General features: G+C 58.1%; 15 protein-coding genes. 10 read left to right on the forward strand and 5 right to left on the reverse strand.

Features of this window, described 5'->3' with window-relative positions; all coding sequences use genetic code 11:
* Positions 1-717: 717 nt before the first annotated feature.
* Genes ABIC32_RS09575 through ABIC32_RS09585 form a run of 3 tightly spaced genes read right to left on the reverse strand, consistent with a single transcriptional unit; the run spans position 718 to position 3,421 of the window.
* Entirely contained in the window at positions 718-1,395 is a 678-nt protein-coding gene (locus ABIC32_RS09575) for an ABC transporter ATP-binding protein (protein WP_354073995.1), read from the reverse strand.
* The gene (locus tag ABIC32_RS09580; RefSeq protein ID WP_354073996.1) at positions 1,395-2,552 is read right to left on the reverse strand and encodes a KpsE/RkpR family capsule polysaccharide export protein; all 1,158 of its coding nucleotides are present in this window, start codon (positions 2,550-2,552) and stop codon (positions 1,395-1,397) included. The genes ABIC32_RS09575 and ABIC32_RS09580 overlap by 1 nt, the downstream gene beginning before the upstream one ends.
* 26 nt (positions 2,553-2,578) lie before the next feature.
* Positions 2,579-3,421, reverse strand: coding sequence for an ABC transporter permease (locus tag ABIC32_RS09585; protein ID WP_242077712.1), 843 nt, complete (start codon positions 3,419-3,421; stop codon positions 2,579-2,581).
* A gap of 150 nt (positions 3,422-3,571) precedes the next feature.
* Between ABIC32_RS09585 and gmd the strand changes: the two genes are divergently transcribed.
* From gmd to ABIC32_RS09605, 4 genes are all read left to right on the forward strand, one after another.
* Positions 3,572-4,645: a GDP-mannose 4,6-dehydratase gene (gmd, locus tag ABIC32_RS09590; RefSeq protein ID WP_354073997.1), complete on the forward strand. Its 1,074-nt coding sequence runs from the start codon at positions 3,572-3,574 to the stop codon at positions 4,643-4,645.
* Positions 4,635-5,579 (forward strand): GDP-L-fucose synthase, encoded by a 945-nt coding sequence (fcl, locus tag ABIC32_RS09595; RefSeq protein WP_354073998.1) that lies wholly within the window; start codon positions 4,635-4,637, stop codon positions 5,577-5,579. The genes gmd and fcl overlap by 11 nt, the downstream gene beginning before the upstream one ends.
* A gap of 149 nt (positions 5,580-5,728) precedes the next feature.
* Positions 5,729-7,222: a hypothetical protein gene (locus ABIC32_RS09600; RefSeq protein ID WP_354073999.1), complete on the forward strand. Its 1,494-nt coding sequence runs from the start codon at positions 5,729-5,731 to the stop codon at positions 7,220-7,222.
* 8 nt (positions 7,223-7,230) lie between these two features.
* Positions 7,231-7,965 (forward strand): acylneuraminate cytidylyltransferase family protein, encoded by a 735-nt coding sequence (locus tag ABIC32_RS09605; RefSeq protein ID WP_354074000.1) that lies wholly within the window; start codon positions 7,231-7,233, stop codon positions 7,963-7,965.
* Here the strand turns inward: ABIC32_RS09605 and putA are convergent.
* Entirely contained in the window at positions 7,962-11,093 is a 3,132-nt protein-coding gene (gene putA, locus ABIC32_RS09610) for a bifunctional proline dehydrogenase/L-glutamate gamma-semialdehyde dehydrogenase PutA (protein WP_354074001.1), read from the reverse strand. The genes ABIC32_RS09605 and putA overlap by 4 nt on opposite strands.
* Before the next feature lie 109 nt (positions 11,094-11,202).
* Here putA and ABIC32_RS09615 point away from each other — a divergent pair, with 109 nt between their 5' ends.
* A complete protein-coding gene (locus tag ABIC32_RS09615; RefSeq protein ID WP_039243792.1) occupies positions 11,203-11,664 on the forward strand; it encodes an Lrp/AsnC ligand binding domain-containing protein in 462 nt (153 codons plus the stop codon).
* Between the two features lie 133 nt (positions 11,665-11,797).
* Positions 11,798-14,017 carry an AGE family epimerase/isomerase gene (locus tag ABIC32_RS09620; RefSeq protein ID WP_354074002.1) on the forward strand — a complete coding sequence of 740 codons (2,220 nt, stop codon included), beginning with the start codon at positions 11,798-11,800 and terminating at the stop codon, positions 14,015-14,017.
* 34 nt (positions 14,018-14,051) lie between these two features.
* On the opposite strand, the gene ABIC32_RS09625 is transcribed toward ABIC32_RS09620, so the two are convergent.
* On the reverse strand, positions 14,052-14,906 hold the full coding sequence (locus tag ABIC32_RS09625) for an FkbM family methyltransferase (RefSeq protein WP_354074003.1): 855 nt from the start codon (positions 14,904-14,906) through the stop codon (positions 14,052-14,054).
* A 175-nt stretch (positions 14,907-15,081) separates the two neighbouring features.
* Between ABIC32_RS09625 and ABIC32_RS09630 the strand changes: the two genes are divergently transcribed.
* The 4 genes from ABIC32_RS09630 (at position 15,082) to ABIC32_RS09645 (ending at position 18,775) form a co-directional block, all read left to right on the forward strand.
* The gene (locus ABIC32_RS09630) at positions 15,082-16,167 is read left to right on the forward strand and encodes a glycosyltransferase family 4 protein (protein WP_354074004.1); all 1,086 of its coding nucleotides are present in this window, start codon (positions 15,082-15,084) and stop codon (positions 16,165-16,167) included.
* Positions 16,168-16,202: 35 nt separating this feature from the next.
* Positions 16,203-17,702 (forward strand): phosphomannomutase/phosphoglucomutase, encoded by a 1,500-nt coding sequence (locus ABIC32_RS09635; protein ID WP_354074005.1) that lies wholly within the window; start codon positions 16,203-16,205, stop codon positions 17,700-17,702.
* A gap of 69 nt (positions 17,703-17,771) precedes the next feature.
* Entirely contained in the window at positions 17,772-18,032 is a 261-nt protein-coding gene (locus ABIC32_RS09640; RefSeq protein ID WP_354074006.1) for a DUF6894 family protein, read from the forward strand.
* Positions 18,032-18,775, forward strand: a complete 744-nt coding sequence (locus ABIC32_RS09645; protein WP_354074007.1) for a Crp/Fnr family transcriptional regulator — start codon at positions 18,032-18,034, stop codon at positions 18,773-18,775. Before ABIC32_RS09640 ends, ABIC32_RS09645 begins: the two co-directional genes overlap by 1 nt.
* The last annotated feature ends 7 nt before the right edge of the window (positions 18,776-18,782 follow it).

Below are 18,782 nucleotides of genomic sequence, written 5' to 3' on the forward strand. Positions count from 1 at the left end.
GATTGCTATGCTGTACCTCCCCGCGTCACTTGGGCGGAAGTTATGGTGAGAAAAGTCCTTTACCGAACCCCACTCAATCCGAAAATGCTGATTTGAAGCATCGCGGTCTACCGAAAATATAATAGTTGCTCTCCACGTCCCTCGTGGCAGCCAGTGATAGGCTCCATAGAGCAGGTACCGCGCGCGTCCCGCCAGCCCGAGACGCCAAGGCACCCGTCCGTCCGCAGAATGACGCCTATCCAAGGCGAACATTGTGAGTGGAAGATGAGCCGAATCGCCAGGCCTTCCGGGTCCGCCAGCGAGCAAAGCGAGAAGTGGGTGCTCCGGTGTAGGACGCTCCGACTGAATCGCCTGCAACATTTCTTTCATGCCCGGTGGATTGTCGGGAAGCACACCACTTTGATTCCGCGATACACCGTCGTAAGTTATAGAGAGAAGACGCGAAACCGTGTCAACGTCAGCACCCTCTATCACGTTTGGTGAAGGGCTTGCGAAAACATGGAATGCTGGCGATGCGGCAAGGCCGACCGCAGCATCTCCCACAACAATGACATCAGCTGCGCGGCTGGATTCGTATTCAGAAAAGAAGAGCTGAACCTCGTGTTTGCGCGCCATCACGAGTAGCGCAGCCCTGCCAGCCTCACCCTCTAATGCAAGGCCGGGAACTACCAGACATCCAGGCGCCTTCGCGGCCATCAACATCAGTGTCCCACTGCCTCACTCAGCCCGGAGCCACTTATAAACATCCACGCCCTCTTCAATGTCATCAAATAATCTCGTCTTGCCGCTTTCAATAACTAGCGCTCGTTCGCAAAGATTACTGATCAGATTCATATCGTGCGACGCCATTATGAAAGCCCGTTTACCGCGCTTTATAAAAAGTTCATCTTGGCATTTCTGCTGAAATCGCGCATCCCCCACTGCAACTAACTCATCTATCAAGTAACAATCGAACTCAATTGCGAGCGAAAGACCAAATGCAAGCCGGGCCCGCATGCCTGAAGAGTAGTGTTTGACGGGTTGTCGTAACGCGCTGCCCAATTCGGCGAAATCATCTACGCGACTTAGAAGGTTAGAAAAGTTTCTTTTGTATATTCGCGAAAGAAATCTAATGTTGTCCAGGCCAGAGAGGCTGCCTTGAAAGCCGCCGCCAAATCCTATAGGCCAGGAACTCGACATCGACCACGTTATTTTTCCGGACGTCGGCGGGAGAATCCCCCCCAGCATCTTAATCAAGGTAGATTTTCCCTGACCATTGCGTCCAAGGATAGCAATGCGCTCTTCATGTGCCAGCGTGAAGGTGAGATCAGAAAACACCTGTTTCGATCCGCTGGGATAGACCTTGGATAACTGTTCGACCATAAGGCCAACTTTTTGGCCTGCCTCGATTGTCATTACTGGCGATGCTCCTTGACGCCAGTCCAGATCAGCCAGCCCACCCCGTAAAGCAATAACATTGTCCCAAAGACGGCGAGAATGGCCAGCAGTCGCTTCGGCTGTGTCGGCTTATCGGCAAGGCTAGGACTTACAACCCGCTCCAAATATAGCTGCTGACGTCGGGCATCCTGCCGTGCGCCATTAAGCGTGGCTGTGGCGGAAGCTAGGTTTCTCGAAGCTAACTCGCGCCTCCCGACAAGAAGTTCATAGTCACCCACCTGCGGCGCCAGAGAACCGTTTGCTCCCGCGATCCGTTGACGCTGCGCTTCGATTTGGCCTTCGATTGCGCGCAGACGGGCATTCAGTGCAGCAAGTTGGGGACTTTGGGGGGCTTGGGACTCGAGTTGTTGCTTCTCGGCCGAAAGCTCTGCTTGGTTCAAAAGGAGGCCACCGAGCAACTCAGAGGTTTCGGTCGCGACATTGGCGGGGTCGATGAATCGTTGGCTAGTACGGAAACGGGTTAGCTCAGCCTGAACCCGAACGACTTCTTCCTGAGCGTCCTTGACGGCCGCTTCGGCCTCTACCACAGCTGTTGCTGTAGCGCGTCGGTTCAGGCGGTTTACAAGATTCTCTCCGCCGTCCAACAAACCGTTGGCGATGGCCGTGGCGTCTTGCGGACTGAAGGCTTCGACGCGCAGCGTGCTCATGCCATTTGTCGAGTCATGGCCGACAACCACGAACCGCTGAAATCCCTCATAAAAAGTTTCGCGACTGTCACCCTCCCATGGACGTCGAAGACGCGAGAAGGGATCGACGCCCGGTCTACTCAGCATGGCTCGAACATCATATTTACCCTGAAGGTCTTTCAAGGCGTCACGTGACTTAATGTACTCATGGACAGCAAAGGCATCGGTCTGGGCGGTACCAAGCCCAACTCCCTGCAAAGCGACTCCAAGAGGCGATGGCGTTTGCTGAGCTTGGGCGCGAACGATAAATCGGGCTTCCGACACGTAACGAGGGGTCGCGATGAAGGCATAGTAGATTGCAGCCACCAAGGTAGGAAAGACGACAACAACAATGAACGGCCATGAAACGCGTTCGCGCCAGCCCTTTCGCTTTTGGCCAAGAGCTTGACCCGAAACAGGTCCCAAGAATGTAAGTTTTGCTTCAGACATCGTCACCACAGGGACAGACCCCGTTCCTATTCCACATCAACGTACTTTAAGGCGGTTGAAAGCACGAGGAGGCCGACAAAAAGAAGAACCGTCCCACAGAGGGCCGGATAGAAGGGATGATAGTACGCTTCGAAAAATTCCCCGAAAAATCCGGCGCGCACCATTTCCACAGCATTAGGCATGGGCACCAACAAGAACGCTTCTCGATAAGCCGGCGGGACAATCGATACCGTAAAAAATGCCCCGGACAATGGTATGAGCATATAAGTAAATAGCTGCGTAACGCGCTCTACCACTTCGAACCTTACAGCAAGCGCGCTCAGCAGAAGAGCGAGGCCAAACGAAAGCCAAGCTAAAGACAACCACCCCCAATAAAGAAGAAGAGGTATTTTAGGGAACGACACTTGCCCCATCGCATACAAAATCACAAATACAGCCAAAAATGCTGCTGTAGTGCCCATGAATTCCACCAGCGATCTTGCGGCATACACATGGATGATTCTGACTTGGCGATGGTGAAGAAGGCCGACATTGGCCTGAATAGCGCCCAAGCTGTGTTGAATGAAATGGCGCAGAAGCAGCAAGCACATGTACCCCGTCATGACGAAGGCACCCACCCGAACGCCGTGCTCGTAGGGAGGCTTCAGCACACTCCACATGGCGATAACGCCGATACAGAAAAGCAGAGGTTCGCCAATGACCCACAAAAATCCTAGGCCTTCCCGTCCATACCGGGTGACCATTTCGCGCATCATTAGAGCCCGGGTGATCCGCGCCTGCCTAGCGATCCCGCCGCCGAGTTCGCGGATTGAAATAATCACGCGCGCCAAAAGTCTGCCTTGAGATTGTTGCCTTTGATGCGCCTGCATACACCATATGTCGGGCCAGGAAACGTTTGTTGGGCTAGGTTGCATCAATTGCCCAGAGAAAGCGAAAAACAGCCTCGCGTCAGCTATGAAGGGCGGCTATTTAGCAGCGCAGGCGCGTCCTTAACTGCGCATAGAATGCTTGAGAATAAAATGGTCCAATTTAATGGTAAGGTCGCGCTCGTCACGGGCGTTACGGGACAGGATGGCGCATATCTGTCGGAGTTGCTGTTGGAAAAAGGCTATATTGTCCACGGCTTGAAGCGGCGATCGTCATCATTCAATACGGGGCGGATCGAGCATCTCTACCAAGACCCTCATGAGAAAGACCCGCGGTTCATCCTTCACTACGGCGACCTGACGGATTCAACCAATCTGATCCGCATAGTTCAGGAAACTCAACCCGACGAGATCTACAATCTAGCAGCTATGAGCCACGTTCAGGTGTCGTTCGAAGCGCCGGAATACACGGCCAATGCCGACGGCATTGGCGCCCTGCGTATCTTAGAAGCGATCCGCATTCTAGGTCTCGAGAAAAAGACGAGGTTCTACCAGGCCTCAACATCGGAGCTTTATGGTTTGGTCCAGGAAGTGCCGCAGTCAGAAACGACGCCCTTCTATCCGCGCAGCCCGTACGCCGTAGCTAAAATGTACGCTTACTGGATCGTGGTGAACTACCGTGAGGCCTATGGCATGCACGCTTCCAACGGCATCCTGTTCAATCATGAGAGTCCGCTTCGCGGCGAGACCTTTGTGACACGCAAGATAACCCGTGCGGTCGCCGCCATTAAACACGGCTTCCAAGACCGGTTGTATCTCGGAAACATCGACGCAAAGCGCGACTGGGGTCACGCACGCGAATATGTGCGCGGAATGTGGATGATGCTGCAGCAGGACCAGCCCGACGATTATGTTCTTGCAACAGGCGAGACAACGGTTATTCGCGACTTTGTCACATATGCCTTCAGCCAAATCGGCGTGGTGCTCCGCTGGGAGGGGAAGGGAATTGATGAGAAGGGGATATGTACGGCGACCGGCCGTGTCTATGTCGAGATCGATCCGCGCTATTTCCGCCCGACGGAAGTCGACCTTTTGATCGGCAACCCTGCCAAAGCCAAAGCCAAACTGGGTTGGACTCACGAGACAAAGTGGGAAGCTCTGTGCGCCGAGATGGTGGCTGCAGATTTGGTTTCAGTGTCGCGGGAGCAGCGCGGCAATGGCGAGTGAGGTCATTTTCCCGCTTAAGGGCAAACGAGTATGGGTCGCTGGCCATCGCGGCATGGTCGGCTCAGCTATCGTTCGCCGTCTAGCCAGAGAGGATTGCGAGATCATCACGGCGAGCCGCAGCGAGGTCGATCTGAGGAGCCCCGCCGACGTCAACGCCTTCCTCGCCCACAGGAAGCCGGCCGCGATATTCATGGCGGCCGCTAAAGTCGGCGGCATACTTGCAAATGACACCTATCCAGCCGACTTCCTCTACGACAACCTGATGATCGCGGCGAACGTCACCGAGGCCGCGTATCGCAACGATGTCGAGAAGATGCTATTCCTTGGTTCCAGCTGTATCTATCCGAAGTTGGCTCCTCAGCCCATTCCAGAAGACGCCCTGCTGACTGGCCAGCTAGAGCCTACCAACGAGTGGTACGCGATCGCCAAGATCGCCGGCATCAAACTGGCTCAGGCTTATCGCAAGCAGCATGGTTGCGACTTCATCAGCGCCATGCCTACAAATCTCTACGGGCCCGGGGACAACTTTGATCTGAACACCAGCCACGTTCTGCCAGCGCTTATCCGAAAAGCTCACGAGGCAAAGATCAACGGCGAGGATCACATCACGATTTGGGGGACTGGCACACCGCGTCGGGAGTTCCTGCACTCTGATGATTGCGCCGATGCCTGCGTTTTCCTGATGCAGCGATACTCCGACGTTGAGCACGTCAACGTGGGGTCAGGTAGTGACATCGCGATCATCGATTTGGCGCGCCTCGTCAGCAATGTTATAAAGTTTAGCGGCAACATCCGCACCGATCCCCTTAAGCCCGACGGCACTCTGCGCAAGCTCATGAGCGGCGATAAGCTTAGGCAGCTTGGGTGGAAAGCGGATATCCCTCTAGAAGAGGGCATTGCGGCAGTATACGAGGAATTTTGCCGTCATCTCTAATCCTTAAAGTGAGGCATTATGGTGACTGGTGACGTAGAGGCTTGGTGCCGATGACGAGTGACCGAAGACGTCTATTTATCCAAGCTAACAAGACTATTTCGGAACTGTACCTTAGACGCGGTACTTCGAAGTTCGTCTATGCGGACCTCATGCATAACAATCTGCAATATCTTCTTCGATCACTTTATATAGCTCGATCTACGGCAGTTATAACAGGTTGTGATCTTATTGGTATTGCCGGAAATCCAGGCGTCGTTGAAAGATCGGCGTATTTGGATCCAAAGCAATTTGACTTCGAACTCGCTGAGTCTTTTGGCGTAAAGCAAATTATTTTTGCACCAGTCAAGAGTAAGCACGAAGCGTGTTCGGTCTTCGAGCCACTCCTGGATCCAAGCTCGCGCTGCGATACAATTGGCCGAGCTTCCGTGGAAACTATTCGCAACCTTCAGAACCTGCAGGATCAGGATGGTGTGCAGATCGGTCGCATAGTTCAAGACACCTTCATGAGATCGAACCTTTGGCCCACAGTTTATGAATGCGATGCCCTAAACTCCACACGCGAAGAGATTGATACTCTGAGCGAATGGCTAAGAGATATTTTCCGCGACCGACCTCCTGAGGCATTTGTTTCTGGTCACATAGATTACTCCCCATGGGGACTCGCCATGCAGCACTGCTTGGCTGAAGGCGGAAAGGGAATATACTATAGGTGCGACGTAAGAACTCCAATTTACGTCTTGGGTCATAGGGAAAATAAGGAAACGCTAAATGGATTGTTACGTCGGGCTGACGAAAGAGCTTTTCTAGAGCACCGCGATATCTCGCAAATTTCTCGGACAAGTATAGATATAAGGCACGCGTTAAACGACTCGATTTCAAAGAACTGGCGCTGGACGACTCATCCCGATGCAGGCGATCACTTTGAGTGGCCTTTTTCAACCAACCTCCCCACCGCCTGCCTATTCAGCCACACTTTCACTGACCAGCCCAGCGCAGATGAATCTGTCTTCATCGACCATCTAGATTGGCTTGAAAAAACGTTGGCCCATGCCGCCGCACGAGGGGACTATAATCTGTTGGTGAAGGTTCACCCGTTGGATGGTCTATTTGATCTATCTAAATCTATAGACCGCCTAGAGAATGAATTTTCGATACACAAAAATATTGTGTTTTCGCGCCAGCCTATTCCGACAAGCACTATAGTTAACAACTGCGCAGTCGGAATCACAGTAAGAGGAACGCCTGGAACTGAATTTTCCGCATTAGGCCTGACAATGCTTCTCGCAGGTCGCGCCTACTATGATCATGTCGAGTGCGTTATAAGGGCCAACTCGGAACTTGAATACTTTTCTTATCTAGAAGACATATTGTTTAGCAGAATTAAACCGGTTGATACCGTTATTGCTAAAGAATATGTAGCTTTTGATCGCTACTGGGCAGCTCCTTTCTCGTCTTTACTAGGCTCTTTTAGCCCCAATCGGGATCCTGAGTTGATTTGGTCGAATGCATTATCCGCATGCCCAGCTACTGCATTTGAGGTGGATGAAATTACACAATGCTTATCAGACGCGATTAATAACTGCGAAAAATACGGCTCGGCGCGCGCCGTTCCTCGGCACGCAAATTCACTTCTACTGAATTGATAATATTGATGAACAACTCTATAGATTGTTACATTCCTGCTAGGCTTGGAAGTTTACGAGTCCCTGCAAAGAATCTTCGCCTTCTTGGAGGTATGCCACTCATAGCGCACGCAATTAATACGCTAAAACGGACTGAAACTATCTCGTCATTTTGCGTCAACACTGAAAGTGCGATCATATCCGAGGTCGCAAGGAAATACGGGGCCGCCGTTTACGACAGGCGACCAGACCTTGCCATTTCATCGACCTCTACAGACGAAATAATATATGATTATGCGCTTAACTCTTCCTCTGACCATCTTTTGCTCGTAAACCCCACTGCTCCCTTCCTAAAAAGTGAATCTATAGATTCCGCTGCACGGCAATACTTGAAAACAGGCCAGAATCTGTTTTCATCAACGTTAACCCGACGTCATGCATACTTTAATGGCGAGCCGCTTAATTTTTTGCCCGCATCAAAGAGCCCAAGAACTCAGGAACTCACGTCAGTCGAATTTATCAACTTCATATTCATTTTCCTAAACCGAGCAAAGATGGTCAGTGCGTATGAGAATAGTGGAAGCTGTTTATATTCTGGAGACATGCAACTTTGGCCTCTAGATGGCTTGGAAGCATGGGATATAGATGACGAGTTTGATTTCCAAATTGCACAGCTAGCGATCGATCGCCAAATTGCCGCGAAGCCCGAATATGTACCAGAGGTGGCTTCCTTAATTCGTTCTGGCTTGCGTTTTGAGAATTAGAGGTTCAGCAGCGCCGGATCGCCGCCCTGTGCTGCGATGTTCACGCTGATCGCCTTCTCGGCCGCGTAACGGATCAGGCTGTTCGGCCCGCCCGCCTTAGGACCAGTGCCCGACAGTCCCTCGCCGCCGAACGGTTGAACGCCGACCACCGCGCCGGTGATCGAGCGGTTGACGTAGACGTTTCCGGCGGGGACCAGGTCGACGACTTCAGCGGCGAAGGCTTCGATGCGGCTGTGGACGCCCAGGGTCAGGCCGTAGCCGCGGGCGGCCAGTTTGCCGGCGACCGACTTCAGGTCGGACGGGGCGTAGCGGTAGATGTGCAGGATGGGGCCGAAGACCTCGCGTTCGAGGAAGTCGGGCGTCGGGATTTCAGCGATAGTGGGGGCGAACAGGTCGCCTTTGTCGGCGCCCATCGGCAAGGCGGCGCGAGCGATGATCTTCGCTTCCTTCGACAGGCGCTCGACGTGCGCTTCGAGGGCCCGGCGGGATTCGGGATCGATGACCGGGCCGATGTCGGTTTTGGGATCGGCAGGGTCGGCGACGGTCTGGACCGCCAAAGCGCCCTTCAGGCCCTCGACCAGGGCGTCGGCCGAATCCTTGGGCACATAGAGGACGCGAAGGGCCGAGCAGCGCTGGCCGGCCGAGCCGAAGGCCGACTGGATCACGTCGTCAATGACCTGTTCCTTGAGCGCTGTCGTATCGATGAACATGCCGTTCAGGCCGCCAGTCTCAGCGATGAAGGGGATGATAGCGCCGGGCCGGGCGGCGATGGATCGGTTGATGGCGGCGGCCGTGTCGGTGCCGCCGGTGAAGGCGACGCCGTCGATGCCCAGATGGGTGACCAGCGCTGCGCCGACCGTCTCGCCACGTCCTGGGACCAGGGCCAACAGGTCGGGGTTCAGGCCGGCCTTGTGATAGAGGCGCACAGCCTCGGCGGCGATCAGCGGCGTCTGTTCGGCGGGCTTGGCCAGCACGGCGTTGCCGGCGGCGAGGGCCGCAGCGATCTGGCCGGTGAAGATGGCCAGGGGGAAGTTCCACGGCGAGATGCAGGCGAAGACGCCCCGTCCGTGCAGGAACAGTTGGTTGGTCTCGCCGGTCGGGCCCTTCAGCGATTCTGGGGCGGTGAAGTCGCGCTCGGCCAGCAGGGCGTAATAGCGGCAGAAGTCGGCGGCCTCGCGCACCTCGGCGACGCCGTCGTTCAGGGTCTTGCCCGCCTCGCGGCTGAGCAGGGCGACCAGCCGATCCAGATCGGCCTCCAGCGCGTCTGCCATGGCGCGCAGCACGATAGCGCGCTTGGCGCCGCCCTGTCGGTCCCATTTGACTTGAGCCTCGGCGGCCGCCTGGACGGCGGCGTCGATGTCAGCCGTCTCGGCTTCCGAGACATGGCCCAGCACCTGTGATCGATCGAAGGGATTGGTCACGTCCTGGGCGGCGATGCCGGCGCGCAGCTTGCCGCCGATGATCGGGCCGCTGGTCAACTTCTCGCGGTCGACCAGTTCCAGCGCCTTGGCGTGGGCTTCACGGTCGGCGGCCTGAGAGTAATCGCGGCCGAGGGAGTTCTGACGATCGCCGTACATGTCTTTCGGAACCGGAATCTTGGGGTGACGGTCGGGCGCCTGCTCGACCAGGGAAATGGGATCGGCCGCGACGGCCGAGGCGGGCACGCGCTCGTCCAGAAGGGCGTGGACGAAGGAGGAGTTGGCGCCGTTTTCAAGCAGGCGACGCACCAGATAGGGCAGCAGTTCCTCGTGCCCGCCAACGGGGGCGTAGGCGCGGACGATGACGATTTCATCGGCCCAGGCCTCGTGCGCGGCGTCATAAAGCGCCTCGCCCATGCCGTGCAGCCGCTGGTGCTCGACCGTGACGCCGTGATCACGCGCCATACGCCGCACGGCCGCCAGCGTATGGGCGTTGTGGCTGGCGAACTGGGAATAGATAGCCGGCGCGGCCTCGATCATGGCCTTGGCGCAGACCAGGTAGTTCAGATCGGTCGCCGCCTTGGTCGTATAGACGGGATAGTCGGTGCGGCCGAACACCTGGGCGCGCTTGATCTCGGTGTCCCAATAGGCGCCCTTGACCAGGCGCACCATCAGACGACGGCCCGAGCTACGGGCGAGGTCAGCGACGCGTTCGATCGTCTCCAGACCGCGCTTCTGATAGGCCTGAACCGCCAGACCGAGGCCCGTCCAGCCGCCAAGCGACGGCTCGTGCGCCAGCCGGTCCAGCAGTTTCAGCGACAGGGCCAGACGGTCTGCCTCCTCGGCGTCCATTGTGTAGTTGATGTCGTATTTCGCCGCGATCTGGGCCAAGCGCAGGATGCGGGGATACAGGGTCGCCCAGACGTCATCCTCATGCGTCGCCTCATAGCGGGGCGACAGGGCCGACAGTTTCACCGAGACGCCGTGGCCGTGCTCCGGCCCCTGACCTTTTGACGTGCTGCCCACCGCCTCGATGGCGTCGGCGTAGATTTTCTCGTAGCGGTCTGCGTCGGCCATGGTCCGGGCGCCCTCGCCCAGCATGTCGAAGCTGCACAGCCAGCCTTCCTTGTTCGACCGCTTCAGCGCGCCCTGGATGGTGCGGCCGACGACGAACTGCTCGCCCATGATCTTGACGGCGGTGGCCACGGCCTGACGGATGACCGGCTCGCCCAGACGACCGGCGATCCGCTTGAGGAAGCCGGGCAGATCGGTGCGCGCCTCGTCGTCCACATCGACCAGCTTGCCGGTCAGCATCAGACCCCAGGTCGAGGCGTTGACGAAGAGGCTGTCGGACTGACCCAGGTGGGCGGCCCAGTCGGCCGAGCCGATCTTCTCGGCGATCAAGCGGTCGCGGGTGTCCTCGTCCGGCACGCGCAGCAGGGCTTCGGCCAGACACATCAGGGCCAGACCTTCGCGGGTCCCAAGCGAGAATTGCTGCAGGAAGCTTTCGACGACGCCCTGCTTCTTCTGGCTGCGACGCGCGTGTTCAACCAGGGCCGTCGCCTCAGCGACCACATCCGCCCGTTCGGTCGCATCCAGGGGCATGCGCGCCAGATTTGCGGCGACGGCCTCACGCTCGTCTCGGAACTTGTGCGCATCCAGACCATCCCAGGCGGCCAGGCTCGAAGGCATGAAGGCGGGCGTGGTCATCGGTGACAAATCCTGTGGATTTCAGCCGTATATGCCGGAGTTCATTGAAGGTGCTTCGTATGATACAGGACTGAACCGAAGATCGTTCGGTGTGAGGCCGTGATTCCCGATGATCGATATCGACGCTGTTGATCGCCGCATCCTGCGGGTGCTTCAGACCGACGCCCGCATTTCAAACGCCGAACTGGCGCGACGCTGCAACCTGTCGCCCGCCGCCTGTTTCGAACGGGTCAAACGACTGCGCGAAAAGAAGATCATCACCGGCTACGCCGCCATGATCGACCCGGCTCAGGTTGGTCGGGACCTGCTGATCTTCGTTGAAGTCCTGCTGGACCGCACCACCGGCGACGTCTTCGAAGCCTTCGCCGCTGCCGTTCGCAGCCAGCCGGAGGTGCTGGAGTGCCACATGGTCGCCGGCGGCTTCGACTATCTGATCAAGGCTCGCGTCGGCGACATGGACGCCTACCGCGCCTTCCTGGGCGACGTTCTGGTGCGGATGCCGGGGGTGCGAGAAACCCGCACATATGCGGTGCTGGAAGAGGTGAAATCGACGACGGTGCTGCCTTTGTGACCCAACATCTGCCAGGACGTAGACAAGCGACAGCGTTTAAACTTAGTCACAACTTCGGGTCGGCGAAATCAGATGACGTGTGACAATGCCTGACCTAAGATGCTGATACACCTGACAGATCACAGCGTAGGCAATGGCCATCATCTATCCCGTCATTATGTGCGGCGGCTCCGGAACACGCCTTTGGCCGGCATCGAGGCCCTCTCTGCCAAAGCAGTTCATACCGCTGGCTGGCAATCGATCTTTGTTCCAGGAAACCGTGGCTCGCGTGGCTGGGCTTTGTCAGAACGGCGGCGAATTGGTTGTGGTCGGGGGGCTGACCCACAAACGCGCCATTCTGGATCAGCTAGAGGAAATCGGCGTCAGCGCCATCATTCTGCTGGAGCCCGAAGGGAGAGATTCTTCGGCGGCCATGGCCGCCGCTGCCGAATGGACGGCGCAGCGCGCGCCCGAGGCCATCAATCTCTTTGTGGCCTCAGACCATCACATTCCAGACGCCGAAGCGTTCCGACAGTCCGTCGGCAAAGCCGCATCTGCGGCCGCTCAGGGCCGGATCGTCACTCTGGGTGTCGTGCCGACCGAACCCTCATCCGCTTACGGATACATCGCGCCATCAGGGCCTGACCTCTCAGCCGTGTCCGCTTTCGTCGAAAAGCCCGATCAGGCAACCGCGCGTCGCTATATTTCGGAGGGTTACCTCTGGAACAGCGGCAACTTCATCGTCCGCGCCGACGTGCTGTGTCAGGAAATCGCCGAACGCGCGCCTGCGGTAAGCGAAGCCGTTCGCAGCGCGTTGGCTGGCGCCGAGATTGATGGTTCATGCTTGACCTTAGGGGCCGGGTTCAAAGCAGCACCCAAAATCTCAGTCGACTACGCCGTCATGGAGAAGACGACGCGCGCCTCCGTTCTGCCGGTTCGCTTCGAGTGGTCCGACTTGGGCGCCTGGGATTCGGTCCATGCATCCGGCGAAGGCGATGTGGGGCTTCACATCCTTGAGGACTCGGAGGGCTGTCTGGTTCGAGCATGCGACGGCGTGATGGTGGCTGCGATCGGCCTGCGCGATGTCGGAATCATCGTGGAACGTGATGCGGTTCTGGTGACGGATCTGAAAAAGAGTCAGGACGTCAAAAAGGTGGTGGAAAGACTGCGCAAGCTGTCACCGCAACATCTCGACTTCCCATCGGCCAGGCCCCTAGAAACGTTGGAGGCTGGCGCTTGCCGCCTGACGACCTGGCTCAGACAAGCCGCACTCCCCGCCTGGTCAAGCCTGGGGCAGGATGAGACAGGCGCATTCGAAGAGGTCCTGGCGCTCGACGGCCGACACATCGCCACATCCCGTCGGGCCCGCGTCCAAGCGCGCCAGTTGCAGGTCTACGCCGAGGCTGGCCGCCAAGGGTGGCAGGGGCCATGGAAAGCCGTTGTTGAGAGCGGACTGGATCGCCTTATGTCTGCCTATCTGCGCCCAGATGGTCAGATGCGCACCTTGCTAGCGGCGGATGGATCCCCGCTGGAAGAGACTGCGATGGTTTACGATCAAGCCTTCCTGATCTTCGCCCTCGCCTGCATCTCGGGCGTGACGGCAAAGCCTTCGCTTGAACATAAAGCCGCGGCGACCCGGGATCTGCTGATGCAAGGTGCTGATGCGGTGGGCGGGCTCAAGGAAGCTGGAAGCCATCCCTATCAATCCAACGCTCACATGCATCTTCTTGAGGCGGCCCTGGCATGGGAAGAAGTCGGCGGCGGGCCTCAGTGGACCGTGCTTGCCGACCAGATCATGCATTTGGCCCGGACCAAGTTCATCGATGCAGAAACCGGCAACCTACGGGAGTTCTTCAATGCGGACTGGTCGCCCGCCATAGGCGACGACGGACGCTTGGTCGAACCCGGTCATCAGTTCGAATGGGCGTGGCTGATGGCGCGGTATGGCCGTAGCCGAAACGACGAGGCGGTGATCGCTGACGCCTGGAGACTTTACGAAGCCGGCCTGAAGGGCGTCGATCCGAAACGAAGCATCGCTATCGACGCCATGAACATCGACGGTAGTGTGCGTAGCCCGCGCTCGCGCCTGTGGCCTCAGACCGAATGGCTGAAGGCGTCGCTTATACTTGCCGCGCTCAGCGACGACGGGCGACGCGCCAAATGTCTCGATCAGGCGGCGCGTGCGCAACGGGCCCTGTGGCTGTATCTAACGCCGCAAGGTCTGTGGCATGACAAGATGTTGGAAAATGGAAGCTTTATCGACGAGCCTGCTCCCGCAAGCTCATTCTACCACATCATGGCCGCCTATGTTCAGGTGCGCCAAGCGGTCATTGCTTTAAATCCAAACATGAGCGCCACCTTGTCCCTCGCTTGAAATTTACAGTTGATGCACTTCTTCAGACACGCCTTCAGCGTTCATCAAATGGATTTGACCGAGCAACCACGAGATCGCACGGGTCCATATTTCCAAGAAGGCTGCAATCAACGGACAAAAGTTGCGCTTTGGTGGTAATCCGCCAGAAGCTAAAACCCATTCCTTGAAGTCGATTGGCTAGCTGTTGTGGGTCCGCGCGCGAACGTATCTGCACTACGTCCCATTCAATGCATAGAATGATGTCAGGCTGCTGAAGAAGATTTTCGGCTCCCAACAAAATCAAAGGCTCCGACCCTTCCGCATCAATCCGAAGCAATCTTACGTTCGGCAAATCAAGATCATCCAAACGGATCGCTTCGACCTCAAGTACCTGAGTATCGCCGCCTAGCGCATTATCCCCCACATAGACGTGGCCGCCGCCTCCATATTGGCGGGAGATCGAGAACCTGACAGCACCCGCCGAGTCGCTTGCGACTTTTTGAACGATTTGCACCCAAGACGCATAGCCGTTCAGGCGAACCGACTTGGCGGAAAGCGCAGCAAGTCTCGGGTTCGCTTCGAATGTCAGAACACTTCCGCTAGGCCCTACTCGATGAGCCATTGCCACGGTGTAAAACCCGACGTGCCCGCCAACCTCGACGACACGATCTCCTGGTCTCAGCAGGCTCAGCACAACCTTAGCGATCCAAGGCTCCCATGTTCCGTGCGCAATTAGATGCGCGCAAACACTTTCTTCCATCGGGTCAACATAAAGGAAGTGGCCGCTTCTAAGCTTCGTAAGGGCTAGCCCATCGCCTAAATAAAAATATGGCCGCTCGGTCATATCGTTGCGCACAACGTCTTTTTTCGGTCTCCACAACTTGGAAACCGATTTCGACCAGTTTTTCATAACGCTTTCCGAATCCACGACGGTCACTGCCGCAGCAGAGCCAATGCGCGCCTGCCAAGCAGACCGCCGATTATCCTATTGGTATTGACCAAACAACTGCAACCGTCTCGCCTTCGTCATTCGAACCGTCTAGAAGTTCGTCCCTTACTCAACGGCTCAGGGTCCGCCCGCCTCAATGCGCATCGTTCTGGCCACCGACGCCTGGGAACCTCAGGTCAACGGCGTCGTCCGTACCCTGACGCGCACGGTCGCGGAATGTCGCGGCATGGGTCATGAAGTCGAGGTCATAGAACCCAGCCTGTTCAAGACCATCCCCTGCCCCACCTATCCGGAGATCCGGCTGGCGCTCGGAGCGGAAGAAGAAATCCGCGAGATGCTGCGGGCCTTCGAACCCGAGGCCGTCCATATCGCCACCGAGGGCCCGATCGGCATCGCCACGCGCCGCATCTGCGTGGAATGGAGGCTGCCGTTCACGACCAGCTATCACACCAAATTCCCCGAATATGTCTCGGCCCGTTTCCCGATCCCGGTCCAGGTCGGCTACGCCTATATGAAGTGGTTCCACAAGCCGTCCGGACGGCTGATGGTGGCGACGCCGACCCTGCGCGACGAGCTGGTCGAGCATGGCTTCAAGAACGTCTCGCCTTGGTCGCGTGGCGTGGACACGGAGGTGTTCAACCCTGACTTGGAGCGCATCTACGTCGAGCTTGGGGGCGAGGACTGGCCCCGGCCCTTCTTCCTGAACGTCGGGCGTGTGGCGGTCGAGAAGAACATCGAGGCCTTCCTGCAACTCGACCTGCCCGGCACCAAGATCGTCGTGGGCGATGGCCCGGCCCGCGCCGAGCTCGAAGAGAAATATCCGGACGCCAAATTCCTGGGCGCCAAGTTCGGCGACGACCTGGCCCGCTGCTTCCGCGACGCCGACGTTTTCGTCTTCCCCAGTTGGACCGACACCTTCGGTCTGGTGATTCTGGAAGCCATGGCCGCCGGTACGCCGGTCGCGGCCTATCCCGCCCACGGCCCGATCGACATCATTCCGGGATCGAACGCAGGCGCAATCGACGAAGACCTCAAGACCGCCTGTCTGGAGTGCCTCGGGCTCGACCGCCGAGCTGTGCGTGCCTACGCGGAAAAGTTCAGTTGGCGCGCCTCCGCCGAGCAGTTCGTCGAGAACCTGCAACCCTATCCGGAACCCGAGCGCGGGCGATTCTGGCGTCGTCTGCGGCGCATCGCCCGTATTCGCAAACGCGCCGCTGCGTGATCGCCCGGCCGTCGAGTCGACCCCAAGGAAAATCCATGATGAAACCCCGCCAAGACCTGAAGCCGAACACGGCCGCCTATGAGACTCAGGCCCTCGTAAAGCCGACCGGTTTCCGCGAATACGACGCGCGCTGGATCCTGGAAAAAGAGATCAATCTTCTCGGTATTCAGGCGCTAGGGCTTGGCCTTGCCACCTATGTCCACGAAATTGGTGTCGCGCCGAAGATCGTCACCGGCCATGACTTCCGCGGGTACAGCCTCAGCGTCAAACAGGCCCTGATACTCGGGCTGCTGGAAGGCGGGATGGAGGTTCTGGACGTGGGGCTGGCCTTATCGCCCATGGCCTATTTCGGTCAGTTCGAACTGAACGCGCCCTGCGTCGCCATGGTCACCGCGAGCCACAACGAGAACGGCTGGACCGGCGTCAAGATGGGCGCAAACAAACCCCTGACCTTCGGCCCCGACGAGATGGGTCGCTTGAAAGAAATCGTCCTCAACGGCAAAGGCGTGGCCCGGCCGAACGGAAAGCTGGTGCGGATCGAAGACTTCCGCGAAACCTATATCGCCGACGTGGCCTCCAAAGTGCAGATCAAGCGTCCTTTGAAGGTCGTGTGCGCCTGCGGCAACGGCACGGCCGGCGCCTTCGCCCCCGACACCCTTCGCCGCATGGGCGTCGAGGTGATCGAGATGGACACCGACCTCGACTATACCTTCCCGAAATACAATCCAAACCCGGAAGATCACGCCATGCTGGTGCAGATGGCCCAGCGGGTGCGTGAGACGGGCGCCGATCTGGCCCTCGGCTTCGACGGCGACGGCGACCGGTGCGGCGTCGTAGACGACACGGGCGAGGAGATTTTCGCCGACAAGATCGGCCTGATGCTGGCGCGCGACCTGTCCAAGGTCTACCCGGACAGCACCTTTGTGGTCGATGTGAAATCGACCGGCCTCTACAAGACCGACGAAATCCTGCAGGCGAACGGCGCCGAGGTCGTCTACTGGAAGACCGGCCACTCCTACATCAAGCGCAAGACCGCCGAACTGGGCGCCTTGGCCGGGTTCGAGAAATCGGGCCACTTCTTCATGGCCGGCGATCTGGGCCACGGTTACGACGACGGTCTGGTCGCGGCTGGTGCGGTGCTGGCGATGCTGGATCGCAATCCGGACAAGAAACTCAGTGAACTGAAGACAGCCTTGCCGGATGCCTGGACCAGCCTGACCATGTCGCCCCATTGCGACGACGAGCTGAAATACGGCGTGCTGGAGCGGATCGTGAAGGAGTATTCCGATCTGGCCGCAGCGGGCGGCGAAATCCTTGGCCGTAAGATCGTCGAGGCTATCACCGTCAACGGCGTTCGCGTGCACCTGGAAGACGGATCTTGGGTCCTGGTCCGCGCCTCGTCCAACAAGCCGGAGCTGGTCGTGGTGGTCGAAAGCATGCGGTCCGAAGACGACATGCGCGACCTGTTCCGCAAGGAGATCAAGCCGCGCCTCGCCGCCTACCCCGAAATCGGCGCCTTCAATCAGGAAATCTGAAACATCACAGCGGACTGAACCAATCGCGCCCGTGACCGCTTCCCTCTCGGCTGAGGCCAGGAGGGAAGATTGCCGCGTTACTTTTTCCATACCCAGAACGGAGATTGCATCCGCGACGATCAGGGCGAGGAACTGAGGAGCGTTGACGCGGCCCGCGAGGAAGCGGTCGCCGTACTGGGCGAAATCCTGCGCTATCGGGGCGCATCGTTCTGGACGACCCGCGCCTTCAGCGTCATCGTCACGGATGACGAGGGGCAAACGGTCGTCAGCGTCACGGCGTCCGCATCCGATAAAGCGCCCGAGGGCTGGACATTGACGAGGGACGCGTGATGACCAAGGCTGGCAGCGTCTCAAAGATCACCACGCTGGTCGACAAGTTGTCGCTTCGGGACCGGCTCAATTCCGAAGAGATCGAGGCGTTGAGCGCTGTGCTCGATGCGCCCAAAACCGTCTCCGCCGGATTTGACATCGTGCGCGAGCACACCCGCCCGCTGCACAGCACGCTGCTGATCTCCGGCTTTTCCGCGCGGTATTCTACGCTGGAGGACGGGTCGCGTCAGATCACCGAAATCAACGTGTCGGGCGACTTCATCGACCTGCACAGCCTGTTGATGAAGCAGATGGATCACGGCGTCGTCGCCTTGACCGACTGCGTGATCGCAGAGGCGCCGCACAGCGGCTTGATCGACATCACCGAACGACATCCACACCTGGGCCGATTGCTTTGGCTGGACACCATCATCGACGCCGCCATCCATCGGCAGTGGCTGGTCGCCATGGGCCGGCGCAGCGGCCTTGGCCATATGGCGCATCTGGTATGCGAGCTTTACCTGCGCCTTCAGGCCGTCGGCCAGACGGGCGATCTGACCTTCGAACTCCCGCTGACGCAAACGACGCTGGGTGATGCGCTGGGCCTTTCGACCGTTCATGTCAGCCGTCTGATTTCCGAGCTCCGCAGCGAGGGCGTCGTCGCATGGGCGGGCGGAAGGATCGATATCCTAGACTGGCGTCGCTTGGCCGAGATCGCCGAGTTCGACCCCACCTATTTGCGCCTGCAATCCGAGCCCGTCTGAGCGCTTA

The organism is Brevundimonas sp. 1080, assembly GCF_040545985.1.
Classification (GTDB): Bacteria; Pseudomonadota; Alphaproteobacteria; order Caulobacterales; family Caulobacteraceae; genus Brevundimonas.